Annotated in this window: 22 protein-coding genes; 8 read left to right on the top strand and 14 right to left on the bottom strand. The window is 63.3% G+C overall.

Annotation, left to right across the window (positions count from 1 at the left end):
• Positions 1–138: 138 nt before the first annotated feature.
• From ACV4UY_RS01355 to ACV4UY_RS01340, 4 genes are read left to right on the top strand one after another with little or no spacing between them, the layout of a single operon-like run.
• Positions 139–1,143, top strand: coding sequence for an ABC transporter permease (locus ACV4UY_RS01355; protein WP_491605922.1), 1,005 nt, complete (start codon positions 139–141; stop codon positions 1,141–1,143).
• Positions 1,144–1,184: 41 nt separating this feature from the next.
• A complete protein-coding gene (locus tag ACV4UY_RS01350) occupies positions 1,185–2,852 on the top strand; it encodes an ABC transporter ATP-binding protein (RefSeq protein ID WP_491605873.1) in 1,668 nt (555 codons plus the stop codon).
• Positions 2,849–3,445, top strand: coding sequence for an ANTAR domain-containing response regulator (locus ACV4UY_RS01345; protein ID WP_491605872.1), 597 nt, complete (start codon positions 2,849–2,851; stop codon positions 3,443–3,445). The genes ACV4UY_RS01350 and ACV4UY_RS01345 overlap by 4 nt, the downstream gene beginning before the upstream one ends.
• Before the next feature lie 23 nt (positions 3,446–3,468).
• Positions 3,469–4,557 (top strand): CmpA/NrtA family ABC transporter substrate-binding protein, encoded by a 1,089-nt coding sequence (locus ACV4UY_RS01340; RefSeq protein ID WP_491605871.1) that lies wholly within the window; start codon positions 3,469–3,471, stop codon positions 4,555–4,557.
• 198 nt (positions 4,558–4,755) lie between these two features.
• Here the strand turns inward: ACV4UY_RS01340 and ACV4UY_RS01335 are convergent, their stop codons facing one another.
• Complete coding sequence (locus ACV4UY_RS01335; protein ID WP_491605870.1) at positions 4,756–4,932, bottom strand: hypothetical protein; 177 nt, start codon at positions 4,930–4,932, stop codon at positions 4,756–4,758.
• Between the two features lie 45 nt (positions 4,933–4,977).
• Here ACV4UY_RS01335 and ACV4UY_RS01330 point away from each other — a divergent pair, with 45 nt between their 5' ends.
• Complete coding sequence (locus tag ACV4UY_RS01330) at positions 4,978–5,616, top strand: response regulator (RefSeq protein WP_491605869.1); 639 nt, start codon at positions 4,978–4,980, stop codon at positions 5,614–5,616.
• A 114-nt stretch (positions 5,617–5,730) separates the two neighbouring features.
• On the opposite strand, the gene ACV4UY_RS01325 is transcribed toward ACV4UY_RS01330, so the two are convergent.
• From ACV4UY_RS01325 to ACV4UY_RS01300, 6 genes are all read right to left on the bottom strand, one after another.
• On the bottom strand, positions 5,731–7,461 hold the full coding sequence (locus tag ACV4UY_RS01325) for a putative bifunctional diguanylate cyclase/phosphodiesterase (protein ID WP_491605868.1): 1,731 nt from the start codon (positions 7,459–7,461) through the stop codon (positions 5,731–5,733).
• Between the two features lie 242 nt (positions 7,462–7,703).
• Positions 7,704–8,183, bottom strand: coding sequence for a hypothetical protein (locus tag ACV4UY_RS01320; protein ID WP_491605867.1), 480 nt, complete (start codon positions 8,181–8,183; stop codon positions 7,704–7,706).
• A gap of 34 nt (positions 8,184–8,217) precedes the next feature.
• Positions 8,218–8,868, bottom strand: coding sequence for an NUDIX hydrolase (locus ACV4UY_RS01315; RefSeq protein WP_491605866.1), 651 nt, complete (start codon positions 8,866–8,868; stop codon positions 8,218–8,220).
• Positions 8,865–9,374, bottom strand: coding sequence for a DUF4381 domain-containing protein (locus ACV4UY_RS01310; protein WP_491605865.1), 510 nt, complete (start codon positions 9,372–9,374; stop codon positions 8,865–8,867). The genes ACV4UY_RS01315 and ACV4UY_RS01310 overlap by 4 nt, the downstream gene beginning before the upstream one ends.
• On the bottom strand, positions 9,371–10,333 hold the full coding sequence (locus tag ACV4UY_RS01305) for a DUF58 domain-containing protein (protein WP_491605864.1): 963 nt from the start codon (positions 10,331–10,333) through the stop codon (positions 9,371–9,373). Before ACV4UY_RS01305 ends, ACV4UY_RS01310 begins: the two co-directional genes overlap by 4 nt.
• On the bottom strand, positions 10,330–11,373 hold the full coding sequence (locus ACV4UY_RS01300; protein WP_491605863.1) for an AAA family ATPase: 1,044 nt from the start codon (positions 11,371–11,373) through the stop codon (positions 10,330–10,332). Before ACV4UY_RS01300 ends, ACV4UY_RS01305 begins: the two co-directional genes overlap by 4 nt.
• 204 nt (positions 11,374–11,577) lie before the next feature.
• On the opposite strand from ACV4UY_RS01300, the gene ACV4UY_RS01295 reads away from it, so the two are divergent.
• The gene (locus tag ACV4UY_RS01295) at positions 11,578–12,387 is read left to right on the top strand and encodes a hypothetical protein (RefSeq protein WP_491605862.1); all 810 of its coding nucleotides are present in this window, start codon (positions 11,578–11,580) and stop codon (positions 12,385–12,387) included.
• 87 nt (positions 12,388–12,474) lie between these two features.
• Here ACV4UY_RS01295 and ACV4UY_RS01290 read toward each other — a convergent pair whose 3' ends face one another.
• The 3 genes from ACV4UY_RS01290 to ACV4UY_RS01280 all read right to left on the bottom strand — a co-directional run bounded on the left by ACV4UY_RS01290 (position 12,475) and on the right by ACV4UY_RS01280 (position 16,169).
• On the bottom strand, positions 12,475–14,109 hold the full coding sequence (locus ACV4UY_RS01290) for a DUF8614 domain-containing protein (protein WP_491605861.1): 1,635 nt from the start codon (positions 14,107–14,109) through the stop codon (positions 12,475–12,477).
• A 38-nt stretch (positions 14,110–14,147) separates the two neighbouring features.
• Complete coding sequence (locus tag ACV4UY_RS01285) at positions 14,148–14,876, bottom strand: adenosylcobinamide-GDP ribazoletransferase (RefSeq protein WP_491605860.1); 729 nt, start codon at positions 14,874–14,876, stop codon at positions 14,148–14,150.
• A gap of 72 nt (positions 14,877–14,948) precedes the next feature.
• Entirely contained in the window at positions 14,949–16,169 is a 1,221-nt protein-coding gene (locus ACV4UY_RS01280) for an aldo/keto reductase (protein WP_491605859.1), read from the bottom strand.
• Between the two features lie 200 nt (positions 16,170–16,369).
• Between ACV4UY_RS01280 and ACV4UY_RS01275 the strand changes: the two genes are divergently transcribed.
• Both ACV4UY_RS01275 and ACV4UY_RS01270 read left to right on the top strand, forming a co-directional pair.
• Positions 16,370–17,296: a response regulator gene (locus tag ACV4UY_RS01275; RefSeq protein ID WP_491605858.1), complete on the top strand. Its 927-nt coding sequence runs from the start codon at positions 16,370–16,372 to the stop codon at positions 17,294–17,296.
• Positions 17,297–17,552: 256 nt separating this feature from the next.
• Positions 17,553–18,059 carry a hypothetical protein gene (locus ACV4UY_RS01270; RefSeq protein WP_491605857.1) on the top strand — a complete coding sequence of 169 codons (507 nt, stop codon included), beginning with the start codon at positions 17,553–17,555 and terminating at the stop codon, positions 18,057–18,059.
• A 227-nt stretch (positions 18,060–18,286) separates the two neighbouring features.
• Here ACV4UY_RS01270 and ACV4UY_RS01265 read toward each other — a convergent pair whose 3' ends face one another.
• From ACV4UY_RS01265 to mtaB, 4 genes are all read right to left on the bottom strand, one after another.
• Complete coding sequence (locus ACV4UY_RS01265; protein WP_491605856.1) at positions 18,287–18,928, bottom strand: Eco29kI family restriction endonuclease; 642 nt, start codon at positions 18,926–18,928, stop codon at positions 18,287–18,289.
• 4 nt (positions 18,929–18,932) lie between these two features.
• Positions 18,933–20,153 carry a DNA cytosine methyltransferase gene (locus ACV4UY_RS01260; RefSeq protein ID WP_491605921.1) on the bottom strand — a complete coding sequence of 407 codons (1,221 nt, stop codon included), beginning with the start codon at positions 20,151–20,153 and terminating at the stop codon, positions 18,933–18,935.
• A 215-nt stretch (positions 20,154–20,368) separates the two neighbouring features.
• Positions 20,369–20,677 (bottom strand): hypothetical protein, encoded by a 309-nt coding sequence (locus tag ACV4UY_RS01255; RefSeq protein WP_491605855.1) that lies wholly within the window; start codon positions 20,675–20,677, stop codon positions 20,369–20,371.
• On the bottom strand, positions 20,650–22,011 hold the full coding sequence (mtaB, locus tag ACV4UY_RS01250; protein ID WP_491605854.1) for a tRNA (N(6)-L-threonylcarbamoyladenosine(37)-C(2))-methylthiotransferase MtaB: 1,362 nt from the start codon (positions 22,009–22,011) through the stop codon (positions 20,650–20,652). Before mtaB ends, ACV4UY_RS01255 begins: the two co-directional genes overlap by 28 nt.
• Between the last annotated feature and the right edge of the window lie 48 nt (positions 22,012–22,059).

Below are 22,059 nucleotides of genomic sequence, written 5' to 3'. Positions count from 1 at the left end.
AACCGGCGTGACCCCACCGATTGACGCCCCCGTGACAACGGCTATCAAGGAAGCAAAAAGACCATGAACACCGAGGCCATCGCGACTCCCATGAACACCCTCTCCGGCACCAGCCGGTTCAAGTTTCCCGTGATCCCCCTGGCGCGCCTCGCGCCGGTGCTGAACCTTCTGGCCCTGGGATGGATCATCCCTCTGATCAGACTGGTGCGCGGCGAGGATCCCCGCGCCCAGTTCCGCGAATTGTGGCTGGGTCTGGTGGTGCCGGTGGCCAGCATCCTGATCTTTCTGGGATTGTGGGCCGGCCTGGCACCGCAGGTCAAGACCAGCCTCGGCGAGATCCCCGGACCGGCCATGGTCGGCCAGCAGTTCTCCAACCTCTACAAGGACCATCTGGCCGAACGGGAACGCCGCGTCGTCTTCCAGGCCCGTCAGGAGAAGCTCAACGCCGAACGGGTCGCCCGCGGCGAGGCGAGCCGCAAGGTCCCCTACACCGGCGCGCCCACCTTTCTCGATCAGATCATGACCAGCCTCAAGACCGTGTTCGCCGGATTTCTGCTCGGCGCCCTGTTCGCCGTGCCCCTCGGGGTGTTGAGCGGCCTGTCGCGCAGCATCCAGTCGGCCATCAATCCTTTGGTGCAGCTTTTCAAACCGGTCTCGCCGCTCGCCTGGCTGCCCCTGGTCACCATGGTGGTGAGCGCGGCCTACGTCACCGATCAGCCGATGTTCGAGAAATCCTTTCTGAACTCGGCCATCACCGTCACCCTCTGCTCCCTCTGGCCCACCCTGATCAACACCGCCGTGGGGGTGGCCTCCATCGACCGCGACCTGATGAACGTGGTGCGGGTGCTGCGCCTCTCCTGGGGAACCAAGGTTCGGCGTCTGGTGATCCCCTCGGCCTTGCCCTACATGTTCACCGGATTGCGCCTCTCTTTGGGGGTGGGCTGGATGGTGCTCATCGCCGCCGAGATGCTCGCCCAGAATCCGGGCCTGGGAAAATTCGTCTGGGATGAGTTCCAGAACGGCTCCTCCGAGTCCCTGGCCAAGATCATGGTCGCGGTGTTGACCATCGGGGCCATCGGTTTCCTGCTCGACCGGCTGATGCAGGCGTTGCAGACCCTCTTTTCGTACGATACCGGGCGTTGATCGTTGAAACGTGTGAAACTTCTATTCGGGGAGTTCGTTCCATGGCATTCCTGGAAATGCGCGGCATCGGCAAATCGCATGGTTCCACCCGCGTGCTGCGCGATGTCAATCTGACGGTGGAAGAGGGGGAGTTCGTGGCCATCCTCGGCTTTTCCGGCACCGGCAAGAGCACCCTGCTTTCGCTTGTCGCCGGGCTGGTCACCCCGGATGCGGGCGAAGTGCTGCTCAAGGGGCAACCGGTGCGCGGGCCGGGTCCGGATCGCGGCCTGGTGTTCCAGAACTATGCCCTGATGCCGTGGATGAGCGTGCGCGAGAACGTGGCCCTGGCGGTGGAGAACTCCGGTCTCTCCAGGGAGGCGCGCGCCGCTCGCGTCCAGGAGTACGTCACCCTGGTGGGTCTGGCCCACGCCGCGGACCGCAAACCCTCGGAACTCTCCGGAGGGATGCGTCAGAGGGTCTCCGTGGCCCGCGCCCTGGCGATGAATCCCGAGGTGCTGCTGCTCGACGAGCCCCTCTCCGCCCTCGATGCCTTGACCCGTGCCCGGTTGCAGGATGAATTCGAGGCGATTCGCGGTCGCGACGGCAAGACGGTGCTCCTGATCACCAACGACGTGGACGAGGCGTTGCTGCTGGCCGATCGGGTTGTACCGCTGATGCCCGGCGAACGCGGCGCGACCCTGGGAAGCGGTTTCGAGGTCGATTTCACCCGCCCACGCGATCGCAAGGTGATCGAGCACGACGCGGATTACAAGATCCTGCGCGCCGAGATCACCCGCTTCATGCTCGCCGCAGGCGAGAAACGGTCCGCCTCCCGAGAGACGCGCGTCGTACTGCCGGACATCAAACCGCGCATTCCCGGCGCCGGTCCGCCCAAGGTCTATGTCGAGGCGGCCAAAAGCCCGATCACCGAGCGCTATGTCGAGTTCGACGGGGTGGTCAAGAGCTTTCCCACGCCCAAGGGTCCGCTCACCGTGGTGGACGGATTCGATCTGAAGATCCGGAAAGGGGAGTTCATCTCCCTGATCGGCCACTCGGGATGCGGCAAATCCACGGTGCTGGCCATGGCTGCCGGCCTGGCCGATGTCACCAACGGTGGGATCGTGCTCAGCGGTCGCGAGGTCTCCTCCGCCGGGCCGGATCGGGCGGTGGTGTTCCAATCCCCGTCGCTTTTTCCCTGGCTGACCGCCCGCGAAAACGTCGCCCTGGGGGTGGAACGGGTCTATCCCCATGCCAGCCGCGCCGAACAGCGCGACGTGGTGGCGTACTATCTGGCCAAGGTGGGGCTGGGGGACGCCATGGACCGCTCCGCGGCAGAGATGTCCAACGGCATGCGCCAGAGGGTCGGCATCGCCCGTGCCTTTGCCCTGTCGCCCAAACTGTTGCTGCTCGACGAGCCCTTCGGCATGCTCGACAGCCTCACCCGCTGGGAGTTGCAGGAGGTGCTCATGGAGGTGTGGACCCGTACCCAGGTGACCGCCATCTGCGTCACTCACGACGTGGACGAGGCGATCCTGCTGGCCGATCGGGTGGTGATGATGACCAATGGTCCCCACGCGCGCATCGGCAAGATCATGCCGGTGAAACTCCCCAGGCCGCGCACGCGCAACGCGCTGCTTACCCATCCGGATTACTACCGCTATCGCGATGAGCTGGTGACCTTCCTCGAAGAGTACGAGCGCGGTCACGCCCAGGAGAAACAGGCCGCATGAGCCACCTCGATCGCCGCGAATTGCGGGTTCTCGTGATCGATGCCAATGCCCGGCGCGCCGCCATTCTCGAGGAGGGGTTGGTGGCCGAGGGGTACGCGCGCGTGGTGGTGATGCACAGTTTCGCCAACCTGGCCGAACGGGTGGCGTTGCTGGATCCGGATGTGATCCTGATCGACATGGAATCTCCGGATCGGGACACCCTGGAGAGCATGTATCGGGTGACCCGACAGTTGCGGCGTCCGATCGCGGTGTTCGTGGATCGCAGCGACGAGGAGATGACCCGCGCCGCCATGGAGGCGGGCGTGTCGGCCTATGTGGTGGATGGTCTTCGGCGCGAGCGGGTGAGTCCGATCGTCGAGGTGGCCATCTCCCGGTTCCGGGTGTTCGAGCGGCTCTGTCGCGAGCGGGACGACGCGTTGAGCCAGCTGGCGGAACGCAAGGTGATCGAACAGGCCAAGGGGTTGCTGATGGCCAGCAAGCGCATCAGCGAGGAGCAGGCCTATCATGCCATGCGCAAGGCGGCGATGCGCGAGAACCGGCGTTTGGCGGAGATTGCCGCGAGCGTCATCACCGCGCTGCGCCTGGAGATTTGAACATGCGAGAGGCTGGAATGGGCGTGACCCGAAACAAACGCATCGTGCGGGCCGGATTCGTGGCGCTGGTGGATTGCGCGGCCCTGGTGGTGGCCCATGAAAAGGGGTTCGCCGCCTCCCAGGGGATCGATCTGCACCTGCGGCGCGCGCCATCGTGGGCCACCCTGCGCGACTGGCTGGCGATCGGCGATCTGGACGGCGCCCATCTGCTGGCCGGGTTGACGCTGGCCTTGCATTTGGGGTTGCGGGGCGTGGGACAGCCGATGGTGGCGGCGTTGAGCCTGGGACAGGGGGGCAATGCCATCACCCTGGCCGGACGGGTGGTCCGCGCCATGGAGGATCTGGATCCGGAGTCGATGCACGGTCCCAGGCCGGGGCGGCATCGGGCGCTCGAACGTCTGGCCCGCGCGGCGCGGGAGACTGGTGGGGATCGGTTGCGGCTGGCGAGCGTGCATCCGTTTTCGAGCCATCACTACGAGTTGCGGGAATGGTTGGCCGATGGCGGCATCGATCCGGACGAGGATGTGGAGTTGGTGTTCATTCCGCCGGCGCGCATGGTGGAGAGTCTGGGCGCCGGGGAGATCGACGGTTTTTGCGTCGGCGAGCCGTGGAATCAGCTGGCCGTGGCGCGCGGGGTGGGGGAGATCGTGGTGACCAAGTGCGATCTCTGGCCCACCGGACCGGAGAAGGTGCTGGCGCTGCGCGACGACTGGCGCCAGGAGCATGCCGAGGTGGCATTGGCCTTGACCCGCGCCCTGATCATGGCCGGACGCTGGGCCGACGAACCGCGTCATCGTCCGGAGTTGGCCCGGCTGCTGGCCCGTCCCGAATATGTCAACGTGGACGAGAACCTGATCCTCGCCTGTCTGGAGGAGCGTCCCTGGTTGGACATGAACCAGCGCGTCGCCATTCCGGGTTACCACCGGTTTCATGCCGGCATGGCCCAGTTCCCGGCCCATGCCCAGGCCCGTTGGCTGCTCGAACGGATGGTGCGCTGGGGGCAGCTCGCTGCCGGGACTCCCCTGGATCCGGTCATCTCCCAGGTGTACGACACCCGCCTTTACCGTCAGGCCGCCGTGGCCCTGGGGGACCCCCTGCCGGAACAGGATTGATGCGAGCGGTTGAAATCCGACCACCTGATGCTTTGAAATGTCATCGTCTCTGAATCAGAATGGGCGTGCCGTGCATTCGCCTCGGATTGTCTGGTGTCGAGAGAGGATCCATCCGACCTGCATGATGGGGGGAGTCCCCGCACCCCGACCAGGGCTCTCCCTGGAAGGGGGTTGACGGTAAAGCCGGGCGTGAAGGTGTCAAACAGGAATATCAATCCAAATATCCTGATTTTTGTCTGGTTTCTGTGGGGAGTTTCGGGTCTGCTTCAAGAGTTTTGGGGTTGTTGAGGGTGTTGTTGTCTGTTTGTCTGGCAAAAGGATTGCAAAATTTTCATATTTGTTGTTTGAAACTCCGTGCGCGATCAGACTTGACATGTTATCATTCCTCTGCGTCTAGAATAAATTGGGGGAATGGCTTGCATGATCAGAATAATCATTATCGATGACCATGGGCTGTTTCGGGATGGCCTCAGCTCCCTGATCGCGAAGAATGGCGATCTGGCCATCACCGGCGAGGCTGGCAATGCCGTCGATGCCCTCACCCTCATGGCGGGGGATGGTTGGGATCTGGCGTTGCTGGATGTCAGACTGCCGGACATGAGCGGTTTGGAGGTGTTGCGCCGGGTCCGCGCCAGCGGATGTCTGCGACCGGTGCTGGTCGTCACCCAGATCCAGGATTTCCATCTGGCCCGTCGGCTGTTGCAGAGCGGGGCCAACGGCTTCATCGACAAGACCTGTCTGGGCGAGGAGTTGTTGCGGGCGATCCGGCTCGTCTCCCAGGGGGGACTCTATTTGACCGACGAGCTGCGGGACCGCCTGGCGACGAATACCGGCCAACCCGAGGTCAAGGAGCATCCGCACGATCGGCTCTCCGCCCAGGAGTATACCATTCTGATCCGGATCGCCCGTGGCATGACCGTCTCGCGCATCGCCGATGATCTGCGGGTGAGTCCCAGCACGGTCACCACCTACCGCCGGCGCATCAAGGACAAACTCGGCATTCAGGGCTCCACCGCCGATCTGGTGCGCTATGCCATGGAGCACGCCCTGCTGATGTAGTCGCGGGTGGTGGCGGGGTGGTCACGGGGTGGCGTGGCCGAAAAAACGATGGATCCAAACCGGAACCATCAGCGGCTGGCAAGGCGTATCCGGGCGCGAACCGTCGATGACGAGTCAGTTCAACGGATAAACCGTGCCGAGCAGGGCGGTGAAGGCCTCTGCCGGGACCGGCTTGTGGAACAGATATCCCTGACCCATGTGGCAGCCGCGCGAGCGCAGGAAGTCGGCCTGTTGGAGCGATTCGATCCCCTCGCCGATCACCTTGCGGTTCAGGGCCTTGGCCAGGGAGAGGATCGCCTGGACCAGAACCCCGGATTCGGAGTCGGCGGTGATGTCCGGGATGAAGGTGCGGTCGATCTTGATGCCGTTGACCGGCAGCCGTTTGAGCACGCTCAACGACGAGTAGCCGGTGCCGAAGTCGTCGAGCCAGAGGTTGACCCCCAGGCGGCTCAGGTGTTGCAGCATGTTCATGGCCTTGGACTCATCCTCGGAGAGGATGTTCTCGGTGATCTCCAGGATCAGGGCCGAGGGGGGCAGACCGGTGATTTGCAGGATCTCGGGGATGCGGTCGTCGGTGGAGAGTTCCCGGCAGCGGGTGCAGGAGATGTTGACCGAGATGACGAAATCCGCGCTGTCCGGACGCTGGCGCCAGGCCTGGGCCTGGGCGCAGGCGGTCTGGATGGTCCAGGCGGTGATCCGGGCGATCAGGCCGGTCTCTTCGGCCAGCCGCACGAAGGTGCCCGGCGAGACGCTGCCGCGGGTGGGATGCTCCCAGCGCAGAAAACTCTCCGCGCCCACCAAGCGTCCGGTCGCCAGATCGACGATGGGTTGGTAGTGGATCACCAGTTCGTTGCGTTCCAGGGCGTGGTGGAGATCTTTTTCCAGGGCGACCCGCTCCTCGGCCTCGGCGTGCATGTCCGGGGTGTAGAAGCGATAGGCGTTGCGGCCATCGCTCTTGGCGCGGTACATGGCGGTATCGGCGTTCTTGAGCAGACTGTCCAGGTCATGGGCGTCGTCCGGATAGACGGTGACCCCCACCGAGCCGGAGATGAAAGCCTCCTGCCCCATCAGGGAGTAGGGGAGAACGAGCTGGGAGAGGATCTCCGCGGCCACCCGTTCGGCATAGGGCCCACGCGCCATGTCCGGCAGGATCACGGTGAATTCGTCGCCCCCGAGGCGGGCCACGGTATCGGACTTGCGCACGCACGCGAGCAGACGCTTGGAGGTTTCGCGCAACAGTTCGTCGCCGGCGGCGTGGCCCAGGGTGTCGTTGACCCATTTGAAACGGTCCAGATCGATGAACATCAGCGCCACGCGGCTGTTGGCGCGTCGGGCACGGATCAGTTCGCGATGCAGGCGATCCAGGAACAGCGAACGGTTCGGCAGCCCGGTCAGGGTGTCGTAGTTGGCCTGACGCCGCATCTCCTCTTCGCCGCGCTTGAGTTGGGTGATGTCGCGCAGGGTGGTGACCAGCACCGGTTCGTCGTGGAACAGACTCCAGCCGGTGGCGGTGTCGATGGTGGCGGCGCGGTCGTCGTGACGCGTCAGTTCCAGCTCGGCGCTCCAGAATTGCGGGGTCATGCTGGGCTGATCGGCGATGGTCTGCAGCAGCCGTTTCCAGGCGTCGTTGTTGAAAAAGCTCAGAATCGAGGCGCCAATCAGCTCTTCGGAACGCTTCAGGCTCAGGATTTGCGCCGCGACGCGGTTGGCCAGCAGGATCTCGCCATCGCGATGGACAAGCACCCCTTCCGGGAGATTTTCGAGCAGTCTCCGGCAATCCTCGAGGGTGGCCGCTCCCGCAGGATCCTTGAGCAGAGGATGATCTGAAGTCTCTGAGATCGTCATGGGTGCACCGGAAAAGTGTGACGCGCGAGGTTCGAGCGCGGACAGGCCGGGCGAACAGGGCCGTGCGACCTGGGCATGCGCATCGAGAATGGTGATGAATACGGGATTTGGCGCATAAAGTCAAGAAGGGTGCTCGGTCGCCGGCGCACCACACGCATGAATGACTGCGGAGGCCATGCGTCGGAGGCGAGCGCGGTGGCTGGTCGTTGCACGGTGCGATGCGGGTGGTGCGCGGCGGCTGGTCATGAGCCGGCGCGATGGCTGGCCAGCAGGCGACTCCAACGCTCGGTCTCCACGCTGACCTTCTCCTCCACCTGATCGATGTAGAGGCGGGTCCGTTCCGATTCGTCGGCTTCGGCCTGCCAATCGAATGAATAACCGTTCCCCTCGATCAATCGGGCCAACTCCAGAAGGGCGACGAGCATATTCTCCTTCATCTGCCGGGCCTCCTGTTCGTAGATGTGACGCAACCAGTCGTCCGCCTCCTCGTGGGCCAGCCGCTCCCAGATCCAGGTGACCGGCGCGTCGTAGAGGGTGCCTTCCCACTGTTTGTCGTGACTCTCCAGATCGACGAACGCCTCTTCCGGCTTGCCGATGATCAGGGAGATGTCTGCCTCCGGATCCTCGGTGCTCAGGTGGATTTCGCCGAAGGCAAAGGGGGTTTCATCCTTGTGACGCATGAACCACTGGCCGAGTGCCCGGCACAGTTCCTCGATTTTCATGGAATACTCTCCTGATTGGTTTGGATGCAGGCGATCACCGCAACAGATGGTAATAGCGTTGCATGAAGATACGCGCCCCATCGGCGTATTTCCAGGGCGAGGCCAACAGATCGTCCATCAGATCGGCGCGGGTGATCAGGTCGTGGTTGATCGCCTCGCCGTCGGCGAACACGAAGGCCCCGTCGTACACCCCGATGTAGACGCAGACGTTGTGTCGTTTCACCCACGGTTCCCCCTCCCGCGACCGGCAGAAGGAGCCTTGCCAGGGGTCGTGATCCACCATCCGGATGATCGCCCGGGTGGTTGGATCGTGATCTTCGGCTTGCAGCAGGCGATGATAATGCAGCGCATCGTCGGCGATCACCACGTTTTCGATGCCCACCTCCTCGCCCATTTCCTTGATGGCATTGGCATCGAAGGCGGCGCGACCGAGCGAGCGATCCTCGGTGACCACATGGCCGCCGACCGCCTTGTCCCACATGAAGGGGTTTTCCGGGCGGTTGCCGCGTTGCACCATGCGGATTTGTCCGCCGCTGGTCAACAGGATGATGTGGACCACCGGCACGGCCAGATGGGCATCCCCATGGGCGCGGGCGTGGGCGCGGATTTCGGCCAGCAGGGCCATCCGCTCTTCGGTCTTGACGAACCGGCCATGCCGGTCCGTGGCATGCAGCCATTCGCTCATTTCATGTTCTCCATGCTCGGTGTCGTTCTGGAAGGCGGAACCGGTGGAAGCGCCAGGATCCACCCTTGGCAGGCGTTCAACAACGCTTCGGGATCGAAGATCGGGTCGGGTTCGAATGGCGCGCTGATCAGGGGCGCTCCCCCGGCATTGGAAAAAGAGAAGTTGGGCGTGGTGCGCTCCAGAAGTTCCAGCCAGGCCGGTCCGGTGAGGCTCGCGACCTGGTGGGGCGGATGGAGGCGCAGGCAGACGCGGCGCAGCAGTGCGGAGAGATCGGCGGCCAGCAGAGCCGGGTCGGCATGCCGGGCGTGTCGGGCGCGGATCTGGGCGATCTCCGCCAGGGCCGCGTCACGGAGGCGAAAGCGTGCCCGCCACATCCGCCAGGCCTGAATGGCGATCCCGATCCCCAGCAGCGTCCCGGCCAGCAGCCACCATCCCAGGGCCGGCGGCCACCAGGAGATCGGTTCCGGGAGGTGGATGTCGCGCAGCGGCAGGGGGGGTGCGTTCATGCCGCCCTGCCGTGGAGGCGCGCCATCAATCCGGAGGTTGCCTCCTCTTCGGTGGAGACGGAGAGGAATCCGGCGCCGATGCGTTGGCAAAGGTCACGCAGACCGTCGTGGCGGGCGGCGAAGCGGACCGCGTGGGCCTGGCGGATTTCCGGATCATCGACCATGAGAAAACGCTGGCTGGCGTGGTTCGACGCGGCGATCGGATAGCGACCGCCGGCGGGGGGCAGGGTCCGCTCCAGGGGGTCGTGGGGAAAGAAGAGGGTCACGTCGTGACGTCGGGCCAGTTGCGCGAGCCGGGCGTGATCCGAATCGCGCAGACCGCGAAAATCGCTGCACAACAGCACCAGACTCCCCGGCAACGCCACCCGCTCCAGCCGTGCCAGGGGCAAGGCCAGGGTGCTGGTGTCGGGCGGGGTGGTGGTTTCCGGGTGACCGAAGCGGTGCGGGGCGCTCGTGTCGTGGGGGGTGGTTTCCGGTTGGCCGAAGCGGTGCAGGGCACGGATCAGCCCGATCACCGCCCGGTCGCCGCGCGCGGGACGCAGTTCGGCGTGGTTTCGTTCGGAGAAGAGCAGGGCGCCGATCCGATCGCCGTGGCCCACGGCGCTCCAGGCGGCATGCGTGGCGGCGCGCGCGGCCTGAACGATCTTCTCGCGTCCGCGCGTGGCGTGGAACATCGGTCGGCGACAGTCGATCCAGAGCAGCAGCGCCCGTTCGCGCTCCTCGCGAAAGAGTTTCACATGCGGTTTGCCGGTACGCGCCGTAACCCGCCACTCCATGTGACGCACCTCGTCACCGGCCTGATAGAGGCGGGTTTCGGCGAACTCCATGCCGCGTCCCTTGAGCGGGACGCGATGCTCCCCCTCGGCGGATGCATCGTGCCGTCGGGCGGCGGACGGGACGGCGTGGGCGGCGTGGCGCAGGGCGAGGAGTTCATCGATGTCGATGACCGGTGGCATCATGGCACGGGCACCCGGTCGAGCAGCATGCCGATCAGACGCTCCGGGGTGGCGCCGCGCGCTTCGGCCTCGAAGGTCAGTCCGATCCGGTGGCGCAGAATCTCCGGGGCCAGCGCGCGCACATCCTCGGGAATCACGAACGTCCGTCCGGCCAGCCAGGCATGGGCCCGCGCGCAGCGATCCAGGGCGATCGTCGCCCGAGGACTGGCCCCGTAGTGGATCCAGCCGGTCCAGGCGGGGTCGTATCGCTCCGGTTGGCGCGTCGCCAACACCAGTTGCACGAGATACCCCTCCACCGCCTCGGCCATGTGCATTCCGAGCACCTCGCGCCGCGCGGCCAGGATGGTCCCGGCGGGGATTTTGACCGTGGAACTCCCGAAAGGGGATCCATGGGCGGGAGACGAGGGAGGTTCGTCCTGGGCATGCAAGTTCGTCCGTGCCGGTCCGTCCTGGTTCTGCCGTTGTTCCTGGAGCGCCTCGGCGCGCACCAGGCGGAGGATATCCCGTTCGGTCTCGGGGGTGGGATATCCGAGGCGCACCAGCATCAGAAAACGGTCCAGTTGCGCCTCGGGCAGGGGATGGGTTCCCTCGTGTTCGATGGGGTTCTGGGTGGCCATCACCAGAAAGAGTTCCGGCAGGGGATGGCTTTTCGGTCCCACGGTGATCTGCCGCTCGCCCATGGCCTCGAGCAGCGCGGATTGTACCTTGGCCGGCGCGCGGTTGATCTCGTCGGCCAGGATCAGGTTGTGGAACAGCGGACCGGGTTGGAACTGGAAACTCCCCTCCTGGGGTCGAAAGATCTCTGTGCCGGTCAAATCGGCGGGCAGCAGATCCGGGGTGAACTGGATGCGTTGGAACGCCCCTTCCAGGTGTTCGGCCAGGCATTTGATCGCCCGTGTCTTGGCCAGTCCCGGCGCGCCCTCGACCAACAGATGGCCATCGGCCAGCAGCGCGATCAACATCCGGTTGACCAGGGTCTCCTGACCGAGAATCTTGCGGCTGACGGCCTCTTCGAGTTGCTTGAGAACGGCTTGGGTGGACATGGCGGCTCGCACGACGGCAAAAGGGGGTGGATTGGAGGCGGCATGAACGCAACTCAGGCTCCCTTATATACGACTCTTTGCGTGGCCGAGGCAATTGTTTTCAACGGTCTCTTCCGGGTGGCGCTCTTGTTTTGCATGAATAGGATCGTTAAAATGCATGAATGTTTGCAACGATTTTCCGGTGATCACGGGAGAGGCGACGCCATGATGAGAATCGCTGGATTGCTGCTGGTGGCCGCGATGTTTGTTCTGGTCGGTCCGGGGCATGCCTCGGGGTGGCAGAGCCTGGACGAGGTGGAGGCGGTCAACACGCGCAAGCTGGAGGTCGAATGGGTGGTGGTGCGACCCGGTGACCGGGAGCGCTCTGGATTCGTCCTTTCCAAGGATGGTCAACTGTCGCGCGCGGGCCAGCCGTTCACGCCGAAAGTGGAGGTCACCGACGAACAGGGAGCCACCCGTTCGGATGTGGACGAGGTGCGCATCGCGCCGCCGAGTCCCTCGGGACGCTGGTCCTTCATGACCGCCTGCGAACCGGTGACCTCCGGCGAGCCGTTGTGCTGGTTTCAGTATCTGCTCGATCTCGACAAAAAGCGGCTCCTCGACCTGGCCTGGGCCAAATATCCGCAACCGGTGCCGCTTTACTGGCACGCCGGCGAGCGATACGTGGTGATTCCGACCAGTGGCGAGGGGGAGTTATGGCTGGTGGCGGTGGATATCGAGAAGCGCACTGCCGTGGATATCCATTTTGAGTTGCTGGTGCTCGAGGCGGCCCGCTCCGTGGGGTGCCGTGGCGAGGAGATCCCTTTTGCGCTCGATCTGGAGAGTCTGGCCTGGAGTTCGGACGGCCAGGTTGACGTGGCGGTCTATTTCAAGTGTTCCCCAGAAGGGAAGCCCCGGCGTCTGATCGTCACGCTCGATCCGGCCACGGGTAAACTCAAGACCGTGGCGGATCGAGTCGGCAAGGCCGGGGTGGCAACCGGGGATGCGGCGCTTCACCCCCTCGTCATGCCCTGACGGGCATGACGAGGGGAAGAGACGGCGCGCGCTGCCCCCCTTTTTCGCGTTCTGTCGCTCCCGCCGTCGCCCAGGGAGCCCCCTGTTTCACAACGCGGACTTGAACACCACATCGATCGGGATCGCGGCGGCCTCGACACGCTGCAAATCGGCGATCAATGTGGCCGACAAGGTGCCGTGGCGCTTCTCGAGCCTGCGCACCCCCTCCAGATCGCCATCCCCCTGCAAACGCAGAATCAATCCGGCCAACTCGCGGGAGGCGGCGCGCATCCGTGCGGTATCGACCCGATACCGCCCTGCGTCGCTGCGCGTGAAGGCGCCCTGCTCGGCCAGAAAGTTGAAACGAATCAGATTGGCCCGGGCATGGGCACTGGCCGGTCCGAAACGGATCGACCGGAACAACGAGGCGAATTCGGTCACGCACCGGGTCTCAACGGACACCGCGTTGTCATCCTCCCGACCCGACTCGGCCCGCGCCAGCTCCGCATCCAGATCCCCGAGCCACAACGCCAAGGCATCGGCCTTGCCCTCCTCCATCATCCAGGCATCCTCGCGCAGGGCGTCGTTGACCGTCTCCCCACTGCCGTTCACCAGCTTCTTCACCCCCAATCCATGAGCGATCTCGTGGAACAAGGTGTTGGCGAACAGGGCCTCGAAGGTCACCTGGGGAAGATGGTCGGGTTCCAGGAGGATCCTGGCCATGGGCAGAAGGATTTTGTCGAACTTGGCCTGCATGGCATTGCGCAACTGGAGGCGGCGTGCCCCCTTCTCCAGCTGGACCTGCTCGTCGTTGGGGAGGTTGATGGCGATGGGACGGGTGGCGGCGGCATCGCCGGTCATCATGAGCGCGTCGTAAACCCCCAGATCCGACTCGGCGCCCGGTTTTTCGGCCCGATAGGGATCCGGGACCGGCAAACGGGTTTGATAGAGCGGCAACCGTTTGTTTTGGTTGTCCAGACGTCGGGCGGCCTGCTCATCGCGGATCAGGATCAACGCCTCGTGGGCGGTCTTGAGCCCCATCAGACCATCCTCGTAGGTCTCGATGGGACCGATGATGATGTCCAGACGGTTCTCCTTCATCGCCATCCAGGCCATGTCGCTCTCGCGGTAGCGATCGGTCAGCAGGGCATCGGCACGGGCGTTGAGATAGCGCTTCTGCGCGGCGTCGGTGGTCAGGTCGGCGACCTGGCGCAACCGGTCGGCGGCCAGGGCGTGGAATCCGGCGAAGGCCTGATGGTAGGGCACGGACACCAGTTGGCCATCGGCCTGAGCGCGCACCAGGGCAAACGGATCCTTCAACTCCGGCTGCTCCCTGGCGGCGGTCTCGAACGCCTCGCGGGTCAGATCGGGGGGATAGAAACGCGCGCCGTCGGGTTTCGGGGCGATGCCGGGAATCAGGGGGCGATGGTTCTCCATGCGGTCCCACGGGCCGTAGTGGATCGTCAGCAGTTCGCGCAGCGTGGCGTTCCACGGCACGGCGAAGAGCGACTCCGGATCCCCGACCGACTGACGCCAGAAAACCGCGTCCATGGCGCGCGCCGCGTCGGCCAGAAGCGGGAGCATTCTCTTTTCGGTCTCGTCGAGCGCGGAGAGATCGACCGGCAACGGCACCGTGACGTAGCGACGCAGATTGGTCTCCGCGTCGGTGACTTCCGCGTGCGCCGGACAGATTCCGCCGATCAGCCACATGCCGATCAGGCCGGTCAAGACCCTCGCGCGCATCCCGACAACTCCCTTCCAGGACCGTTCTTGAATCGTCATCACCACACCCAGGCCAGCATCACCGAGGTTTCCACCAGTTCGCAGGTCGCACCGGACAGATCGCCGGTCACCCCGCCAAAACGACGCATCCAGGCCCGTCGCACGGTCAACCACACCGCGCCGGCCACCAGCACCACCCAACCCGACCCGAACCACCCCGCCCCGAGCAGGATCCCGACGGCGAGCACGAAGGCACCCCCGCGCGGCATCTCCCTGGCGGCGGTCTCGCCCATGCCGCCGGTGCGGACATACGGGGTGGTGGCGAACAGCAGCACGATCCCCAGGCGTCCCAGGGTCGGGGCGATCAGCCAGATGGCCGGATCTCCGGATGCGATCGCCACCCGAGCCAGATTCCACTTGAGCAGCACAAGCAGGACCACGGCCATGATCGCCGCCGGTCCGCTGCGCGGATCGCGCATGATCTCCAGGCCGCGCGATGCATCCCCCAGACCGCCCACCCAGCCATCGGCGCTATCCGCCAACCCTTCCAGATGCAACCCGCCGGTCAACCACACCCAGACGATCCCCACGAGGGCGGCCTGGACCCCGGCATCGAGTCCGGTTGGCAACACGATGACGAACAACGTCAACAGCGCGCCGATGAGCGCGCCCACCAGCGGATAGAAAAGAACCGAATGCCCGAGTTCACGCGGCGTGGCCAACGCTCCGCGCCAGGGGGCCGGGATGCGGGTCAGAAGCCCCAGGGCGATCAGGAAGGGACGCCACACGGTTGGGAACTCATGGTATGGCGCGGGAAGGCGGTGGTTTGACCGCGCCTGGCCGCGCGTACGACCATGGTGTCAGGCCGCGAACGACAGGCTTAGGGAACGATGGGCCGCCTCGAGCCTGGAGCGCACCGGCAGACGATGGGGACAGGCCCGTTCGCAGGCGGCATCCGCGCATCCGGCGCAGGCATCCACGTTTTTGTCGAGGGCGGCATAGGATTGCATGGCCCGTTTTTCATCGCCGTAATCGGCGAAATACATTTGATAGCGCAGGATCGAGGCCACATCCACACCCCGTTCGCAGGCCCCCAGACAATCCCCGCAGCCGGTGCGACAGTATTCGGTGTCGTACAGGGCGGCATAGTGATCGAGCACCCGCTGGTCGGCGGCGGTCAGGGGTTGGCCCGAGGCGGGCAGATAGAGATCCAGATCCTGGGCCGACTGGATGGTGATCACCAGTCCGTTCACCTCCGGATGGGAGAGGGCCCATTTGAAGGCGGCCTGCTCGAACTGGCCGGCATCGAACTTCATGTGGCCCTCCTTGGCCCCGGCCAGCACCTTCATGGCCACCACCCCGACGCCGCGGCTCTTGGCCTCCTTGAGCACCTCGGGCACCTTGGGGAACTTCATGAAGTTGAAGGCCGGCATGATATAGTCGAAGTGACCGGAACGGACCGCTTCGGTCATCAGGGCTTCCATGTGGTTGGGACCGTGGGAGGATGCGGCCAGGAAGCGGATTTTTCCAGCTTTTTTCAGCTCCTCGGTGGCGGCGAGCATCTCCGGATCGAGCAGGCGGGCCTTCTCTTTTTCGAAATCCGGGGTCTCGCCGAGGGCATGCACGAAGACCGAATCCAGATGATCGGTCTTGAGCCGCTTGAGACTGTTTTCCACGGCGGCGATGTATTCGGCCTTGGTGGTGCCGACCTGGAGATGGCTTTTGCCGGCGGTGTAGGCCATGGGTTGGCAGTATTTGGAGGCGATGTGAATCTTGTCGCGCCCCTTGGCCTTGGCCAGCGCCTCGCCGATGTAATCCTCGCTCTGGCCGTAGTCCGGGGCGGTGTCGAAGTAGTTCATGCCGCGATCGATGGCACGCAACACCAGGGCGCTCGAGGTGAGTCGTCCCGCGCCAAAGGAGATGTCGCTCATGCGGATGCCGGTTTTGCCCAACTCGCCGTAACGCTTGACGCGCGCCTTCTCCTTGCCGGGCTCCCCTTCACCGGTCGCGGCCAGGGCCGTGCCCGAAAGACCACTGGCCGCCAGCAACGCGGCGGACTGCATGAATGCCCTGCGTTTCATCGGCAATTCTCCTCCAAAGATCCAGCCGCATGGTTCATCCCACACTTTATATCGCACAGTTTCCACCATTCAGGGTGAGTTTGTCCACAACGGATTCATGCTCCTGGCAATATCCTCCGGGATGTGGTATAGGAGTTGCCAGATTTGCGATATTCGTTTGAAACTCTCAAGACCCAAGCTCAGGCATGGCAGGAACCCGCATGTCCGTTCAACCGACCATCCTCGTGGTGGATGATGATTTCATCAATCGCCAGATCCTTGTTTCCAATCTTCAGGATGCAGGCTACGACACCCTGACCGCCACCGACGGCGTGGATGCCTGGAACAAGCTGCGGCAGCAACCCGAACTCTTCTCCGCGATCCTTCTGGATCGCATCATGCCCAACATGGATGGCATGGAGGTGTTGAAACGGATCATGGAACACCCCACCCTGCATGGGGTTCCGGTGATCATGCAGACCTCGATGTCCACGGAGGATGACATCTTCGCCGGCACCCAGGCCGGTGCGTTCTACTATCTGACCAAACCGTTCGACCGTCGCACGCTGATTTCGATCATGCACGCGGCGGTGGCCGATTTCGTGCGTCATCAGTCGTTGCGCGCGGCGGTGCGTCAAACGCAAGGTGTTCTGGGGATGATCTGGGAAGGGGAGTTCCATTTTCGTACCCTGAACGAGGCCAAGGATCTGGCCGCCGCGCTGGCCAACATCTGTCCGGATCCCAATCAGGTGGTGATGGGGTTGTCGGAACTTCTGATCAATGCCGTGGAACACGGCAACCTCGGGATCACCTACGAGGACAAGTCTCGCGCCATGACCACTCTGGACGGATGGGACATGTTGATCGAGGAGCGTCTGGAGTTGTCGGAGAACGCTCCCAAGTTCGTGCGGGTGCGCATCGAACGGAACCCGGAGGAGATTCGTTTCCGCATCATCGACCAGGGACACGGCTTTGACTGGCAGGATTACCTCACCCTGAAGCCGGAACGGGCCTTTGACAACCACGGTCGCGGCATTGCCATGGCGATGATGTTCAGTTTTCACGCCGTGGAGTTCAAGGGGTGCGGCAACGAGGTGGTCGGCGTGGTCCGTCTGGGCGGTGAGAAGTTGCCGTTCGATTTCTCCTGACCCCCTGTCCAGTCAACCCGGTCTCCCGTCCGAGCGACTGACCCGCGCGACTGAAATTTTCCGCCTTCCCGCCTGATCTGGATGCCTCTGGGCGCCATTCCCGCTCCCCGGAGGGCGGATTCCTCCCGAAGACCTTCCCGCGCGCGACACGCGCATCTTCTTTAGAGACCAAGAATCGCTCATGTGTTCGACTCCCGCGGACGAAAAGGCTACATGCACCCGATGTTCCCAACCGTGCCGAGGAGCCTTGAAAACCATGAAGAGAGACGATGATCTGGATGCCTGGATCCCGCTCGAGGATTACATCATCGGCGGGGTGCGACAGACGAGGAACCGGGAGGTCCATGAACTGGACAAGAATCCAGCCGAAATCCCGGAGCGGTGGGTGGCGCTGGAGGATCATGCGCTGAATGGGGTGCGCAAGGTGCGCGAGGTGGCCAACGACGAGGCCTACATCGACCGGTTGAAACCCGCGCCGCCGTCGCCGGACGTGCCCCGCGAGGCCTATTGGACCATTTTCGACGCGCTGCACGAGGTGTGGTCCATGCCGGGCTCGAAAAGCGCGGTTTTCATGCGGTTGAGCGTGATGACCCTGGCGGATCGGGCCGATCGGGCCTCGGGTCGCATCTCCGAGACGGAATTCTTGCGCCGTCAGGCGGCCATCGAGGAGATCCGCCTGCAATACGCCGCCCGCGCCGAGGAGGTGAACAACTGGTTTCTGGAAAACCGCTTCCGGCTGTTCGAAACCCTGCCGAACGCGTGATTATATAATCCTAGATCCGGCAGTCGCAGGCAATCACCTGAGGCAACCTCTTGATCCATCAGGCAAATCGGAAGAAAGCCTCATTACCAATAAGGTAACTTCGGTTTCTTACAATTCACCATATGAACCAATATGTTAGCTCATGCAATCACCCGCAACTGCCGGATCTGGGATAATGCCAAGGCACCATCGACTTTCATGTATTGTTCCGGGTTGATGGTCTTTGGTCAGCCTTCGGACCGCCATCCCCTCGCGAGAAGAGAGGGGATGGGGTGGGCGCGCAAATAGCTTTCGACATCGACCATGATTTGTTCTGCGGACTCCGGTCGATCTTGGCATTTCTCTGCCCAGGACCGGCCCGGATGCAATACGTCCCACCGTGGTCGCATTCCCAAATGACGTCCGCGACCAGGATCATGGTTGCCGAAACCGTCCACCAACGCATTCCAAACCGGGGAGTACCACGCGATCAACAACGCCTCCCCCAAGGGGATCCAGATGTCATCCACCACCAGATGGCGACAGTGAAAGTCCGCCAAGGATAGATTGGAAGCTGAATCGATGCTCCTGGCATGTTCCCGCAAACGGGCATGCAGCGCATGCCCCGGTTCCGGGGTCAAGCCCCCTCCCTTGCGTGATCCGGAGGGAACCGCCTTGCCAATATAGATCGGCCACGCGCAGCTACCGTTTTGGTTCTCCTTGGCGAGTTGGGCATAGGCTGGAAAGGATCCCATGTAATACAGGACGTAGATGCCGGCACCGGAAAATTCGTTCAGGTCACCAAGTGGGATGGGCTTCCGAGCCAACAAGGCTTCCGCGACATTTGCGCCCAGATTGATTTTGTCGAGTGGATTGTACGGGGTGACCATCCGTTCATGCCGCTCCGCGCGTTCGTTGGTGGGTTTTCGCGAGGTGGGACAGGTCCAATCCGAGCAGGGTGTTTGCCACGCTTGCCGCGATGATCCGCGCCAGTGACACGGGCACCGCGTTGCCGATCTGACGCATGCACTCCGTCCAGGAACCGTGGAAATGATAACCATCGGGAAAGGTTTGCAAGCGTGCCGACTCCCGAACGGTGAGATACCGTACCCCACCATCCGGCTTGATGATCATGTTCTCCCCACCGGGCACGCCGTGATCTCCGGCCTTCAGGGTTTTGGCCGGCATATCCAGTTCGCTTCCAGTGTGACCGGGATAGCTTTTGGCGCCGGGTTGAAATCGGTGTTGCGCGTGAATCGAATCCATTTCCCTTTCCGGGTTTGGTAGTCCCACCAGGGCATCACGCACGGTTTGCCAGGGCAGGCGCGTGAATGGCTCCATGGCGGGTTGCCTCAATCTCTCCAGCTTGCCGAGGAGTTGGGCGGGCTTCTCCTTGGGGCGTCGCAATCCATGACGTTCCCAATAATGCCCGGTGATCCACTGATCCCTGAGCAGGGATTCGTGATCGTGGGTGGGTTTTGGGAAGCACCATTCCACCCCTAAATCGCCACGAAAACCCACCATGAACACCCTTTCGCGTTTTTGGGGAATGCCATGATTGGCCGCGTTGACGAGGGTTGTCACAATGTTATAGGTGAGGTATCCATTGGCGTGCATGCGACCAGAGGTGCGTTCGACTTGCAGCCGCTTGAGATGGTCGCTCCAGGATTCATCGGGTTCCCGGCGGGCCTCTGGAAATTCGAGCTGTAGGAGAATGTATTGAAAGTAATTAATAAACGATGCTCTTAGAAGTCCCTTGACGTTTTCGATGATGAAGGCTCTGGGGCGAAGTTGCCGGATGACCTCGATCATGGCGGGAAACATATCCCTCGAGTCATCGTTTGCCCCGTGCTTACCCCCGATGGAAAAGGGCTGACAGGGGGGGCCACCAACCACGAGATCCAATCCGACCGGGAATGGCCGCAAATCTAATTGTCGGACATCTCCCTCGATCACTGGCCAATCTATGACAAGCGGGAAACCCAGACGTTGATTCTCGCGAATCGTCTCGCAGGCCCATTTATCCCATTCGACCACGGCCAAAGGTGTGAAGCCCGCCAAATGGACTCCCAGGCCCAATCCGCCCGCGCCGGCAAATAGCTCCAACGCTTTCAATAGGTTTACTGGTTGGTCAAGAACCGACATGGTATTTCCCTTAGACGCTCTTGGTCTTGCAATGCACACTCCCAGACCACCAATACCCGCCAATTCATTTCCGCGAGCCGAGTGAGAACCTGGTGATCACGCACACGATTGGCCTTTAGCTTTTCCTTCCAGAACGCGATTTTGGATTTTGGCCAACGTGTCAGCGCGCAACCATCGTGACGATGCTAGAAATAGCCATACACGAAAATGACCCGTTTTCGAGTTCGAAAGACCAAATCCGGGGTTCCAGGTAATCTACCATCATGCAGTCGATACCGAAAGCCCATTCCATGAATCATTCGTCTAACGATCATTTCTGGTTTGGTGGTTTTGGAACGCACCAAACCCATGCGCACGCTTCTCTCCTTGAGGGTAAGCGTATCCACCGGCCTATTCAACCCTTCATTAATCCACACATCCTGTGGATAACCCTGTGGATGACCGGTGGACGAAGCCTTGAAACCGGCTACTCCGTCACTCGACCGATCAGGCATCCGCTTTCCTCATCCACCCCTTCGACCATCACGGGCATCAGAGAACCGCGCCAGGACTCATGTGCCTTTGGCACCCGCATGGATAAGAATCCTCCGCTCTTGCCGGTGGCGGTTTCGTTCTCCAGATTCTCGATCAGCATCACCTCGCGGGCACCGGTTCGACCGTGGAGGAGTTGGGTCAGCCGCGTTTCGCCGGCCTGGCGCAGTCGTTTGGCGCGGGACTGGATCCGCTCGCCGGGCACCAGCAGCGCGGCGGGGAGGGCGGCTGCCGGGGTGTCCGGGCGGGACGAGTAGGGGAAGACGTGCAACAGGGTCAGATCGGCTTCGTGTACCAGGGCCAGCGTCTGTTCGAACGCCTCCTCCGATTCGCCGGGAAAGCCGACGATGAAGTCCGCGCCCAGCACCAGGTCGGGTCGGGCGGCGCGTACCCCGGCGATGCGGGACAAAACCTCGTCGCGTCCGCGCCCGCGTCCCATGCGCCGGCGGATCTGATCGTCCCCGGACTGGATCGACAGGTGCAGATGGCCGCACAACCGCGTCTCGCGCGCCAGCAGGTCACACAGACCGGCATCGATGTCCAACGGATCGATGGAGGAGATGCGCAGTCGCCAGGCGCCGGGATCAGCGGAGCGCGACGCACGGGAGTTCCCCGGTCTCGCCCCGTCCGGCAGGTCGGCCAGCAGCAGACCGGCCAGCTCCGCCAAAGTGGGGCGTCCCTCCAGATCGCGGCCATAGGCGCCGAGATTCACGCCGGTCAACACCAGCTCCCGATAGCCGGAGGCCAGGAAGCGTTGCGCCTGCTCGAACACCTGGCGTGGCGCGATCGAGCGGCTCGGGCCGCGCAGACGCGGGATCACGCAGTAGGCGCAGGCGCGATCGCATCCATCCTGAACCTGCAAAAAAGCCCTGGCCCGCTCGCCGAACCGTTCCACCGTCTCCCGTTCCGGCACGCGGGTCAGCTCGGCCACAGCGCCAACCTGGATCTTTTCTTGCGGTTCCTCTGGCCCGGAGCGGTCGAAAATCTCCCAGAAGCGCTCCTTCTCCCCATTGCCGAGCACCAGATCCACCCCGCCCAGTTCCGCCACCCGCTCCGGGGCGTTCTGGGCATAGCAGCCGGTCACCACGATGCGCGCCCCCGGATGGTCGCGATGGGCCCGCCGGATCAGCTGTCGCGCCTGCCGGTCGCTCTCCGCGGTGACCGAGCAGGTGTTGATCACCACCAGTTCGGCCCGTTCCCCCGCGCACGCCGGACGAAATCCCCGCGCGGTTCCACCCTGTTCCAACAGGGCGCTTTCGAACTGATTCACCCGGCATCCCATGGTCAACACCGTCATCGGTCGCCCCGGCCCCGGTTCGCCATTGACGTGGACGGTGAGAGGGTC

The sequence above is a fragment of the Candidatus Magnetaquiglobus sp. genome, assembly GCF_058402785.1.
This window is presented reverse-complemented; position numbering and strand designations above follow the sequence as displayed.

What these genes read in the sequence shown, in the direction of transcription:
- mtaB (WP_491605854.1), bottom strand. Translation starts at nt 22,011, where the DNA reads ATGACGGTGTTGACCATGGGATGCCGGGTGAATCAGTTCGAAAGCGCC.
- ACV4UY_RS01350 (WP_491605873.1), top strand. Translation starts at nt 1,185, where the DNA reads ATGGCATTCCTGGAAATGCGCGGCATCGGCAAATCGCATGGTTCCACC.
- ACV4UY_RS01315 (WP_491605866.1), bottom strand. Translation starts at nt 8,868, where the DNA reads ATGAGCGAATGGCTGCATGCCACGGACCGGCATGGCCGGTTCGTCAAG.
- ACV4UY_RS01310 (WP_491605865.1), bottom strand. Translation starts at nt 9,374, where the DNA reads ATGAACGCACCCCCCCTGCCGCTGCGCGACATCCACCTCCCGGAACCG.
- ACV4UY_RS01290 (WP_491605861.1), bottom strand. Translation starts at nt 14,109, where the DNA reads ATGCGCGCGAGGGTCTTGACCGGCCTGATCGGCATGTGGCTGATCGGC.
- ACV4UY_RS01330 (WP_491605869.1), top strand. Translation starts at nt 4,978, where the DNA reads ATGATCAGAATAATCATTATCGATGACCATGGGCTGTTTCGGGATGGC.
- ACV4UY_RS01345 (WP_491605872.1), top strand. Translation starts at nt 2,849, where the DNA reads ATGAGCCACCTCGATCGCCGCGAATTGCGGGTTCTCGTGATCGATGCC.
- ACV4UY_RS01265 (WP_491605856.1), bottom strand. Translation starts at nt 18,928, where the DNA reads ATGGTCACCCCGTACAATCCACTCGACAAAATCAATCTGGGCGCAAAT.
- ACV4UY_RS01275 (WP_491605858.1), top strand. Translation starts at nt 16,370, where the DNA reads ATGTCCGTTCAACCGACCATCCTCGTGGTGGATGATGATTTCATCAAT.
- ACV4UY_RS01320 (WP_491605867.1), bottom strand. Translation starts at nt 8,183, where the DNA reads ATGAAAATCGAGGAACTGTGCCGGGCACTCGGCCAGTGGTTCATGCGT.
- ACV4UY_RS01335 (WP_491605870.1), bottom strand. Translation starts at nt 4,932, where the DNA reads ATGTCAAGTCTGATCGCGCACGGAGTTTCAAACAACAAATATGAAAAT.
- ACV4UY_RS01270 (WP_491605857.1), top strand. Translation starts at nt 17,553, where the DNA reads ATGAAGAGAGACGATGATCTGGATGCCTGGATCCCGCTCGAGGATTAC.
- ACV4UY_RS01305 (WP_491605864.1), bottom strand. Translation starts at nt 10,333, where the DNA reads ATGATGCCACCGGTCATCGACATCGATGAACTCCTCGCCCTGCGCCAC.
- ACV4UY_RS01255 (WP_491605855.1), bottom strand. Translation starts at nt 20,677, where the DNA reads ATGCCTGATCGGTCGAGTGACGGAGTAGCCGGTTTCAAGGCTTCGTCC.
- ACV4UY_RS01300 (WP_491605863.1), bottom strand. Translation starts at nt 11,373, where the DNA reads ATGTCCACCCAAGCCGTTCTCAAGCAACTCGAAGAGGCCGTCAGCCGC.
- ACV4UY_RS01325 (WP_491605868.1), bottom strand. Translation starts at nt 7,461, where the DNA reads ATGACGATCTCAGAGACTTCAGATCATCCTCTGCTCAAGGATCCTGCG.
- ACV4UY_RS01295 (WP_491605862.1), top strand. Translation starts at nt 11,578, where the DNA reads ATGATGAGAATCGCTGGATTGCTGCTGGTGGCCGCGATGTTTGTTCTG.
- ACV4UY_RS01280 (WP_491605859.1), bottom strand. Translation starts at nt 16,169, where the DNA reads ATGAAACGCAGGGCATTCATGCAGTCCGCCGCGTTGCTGGCGGCCAGT.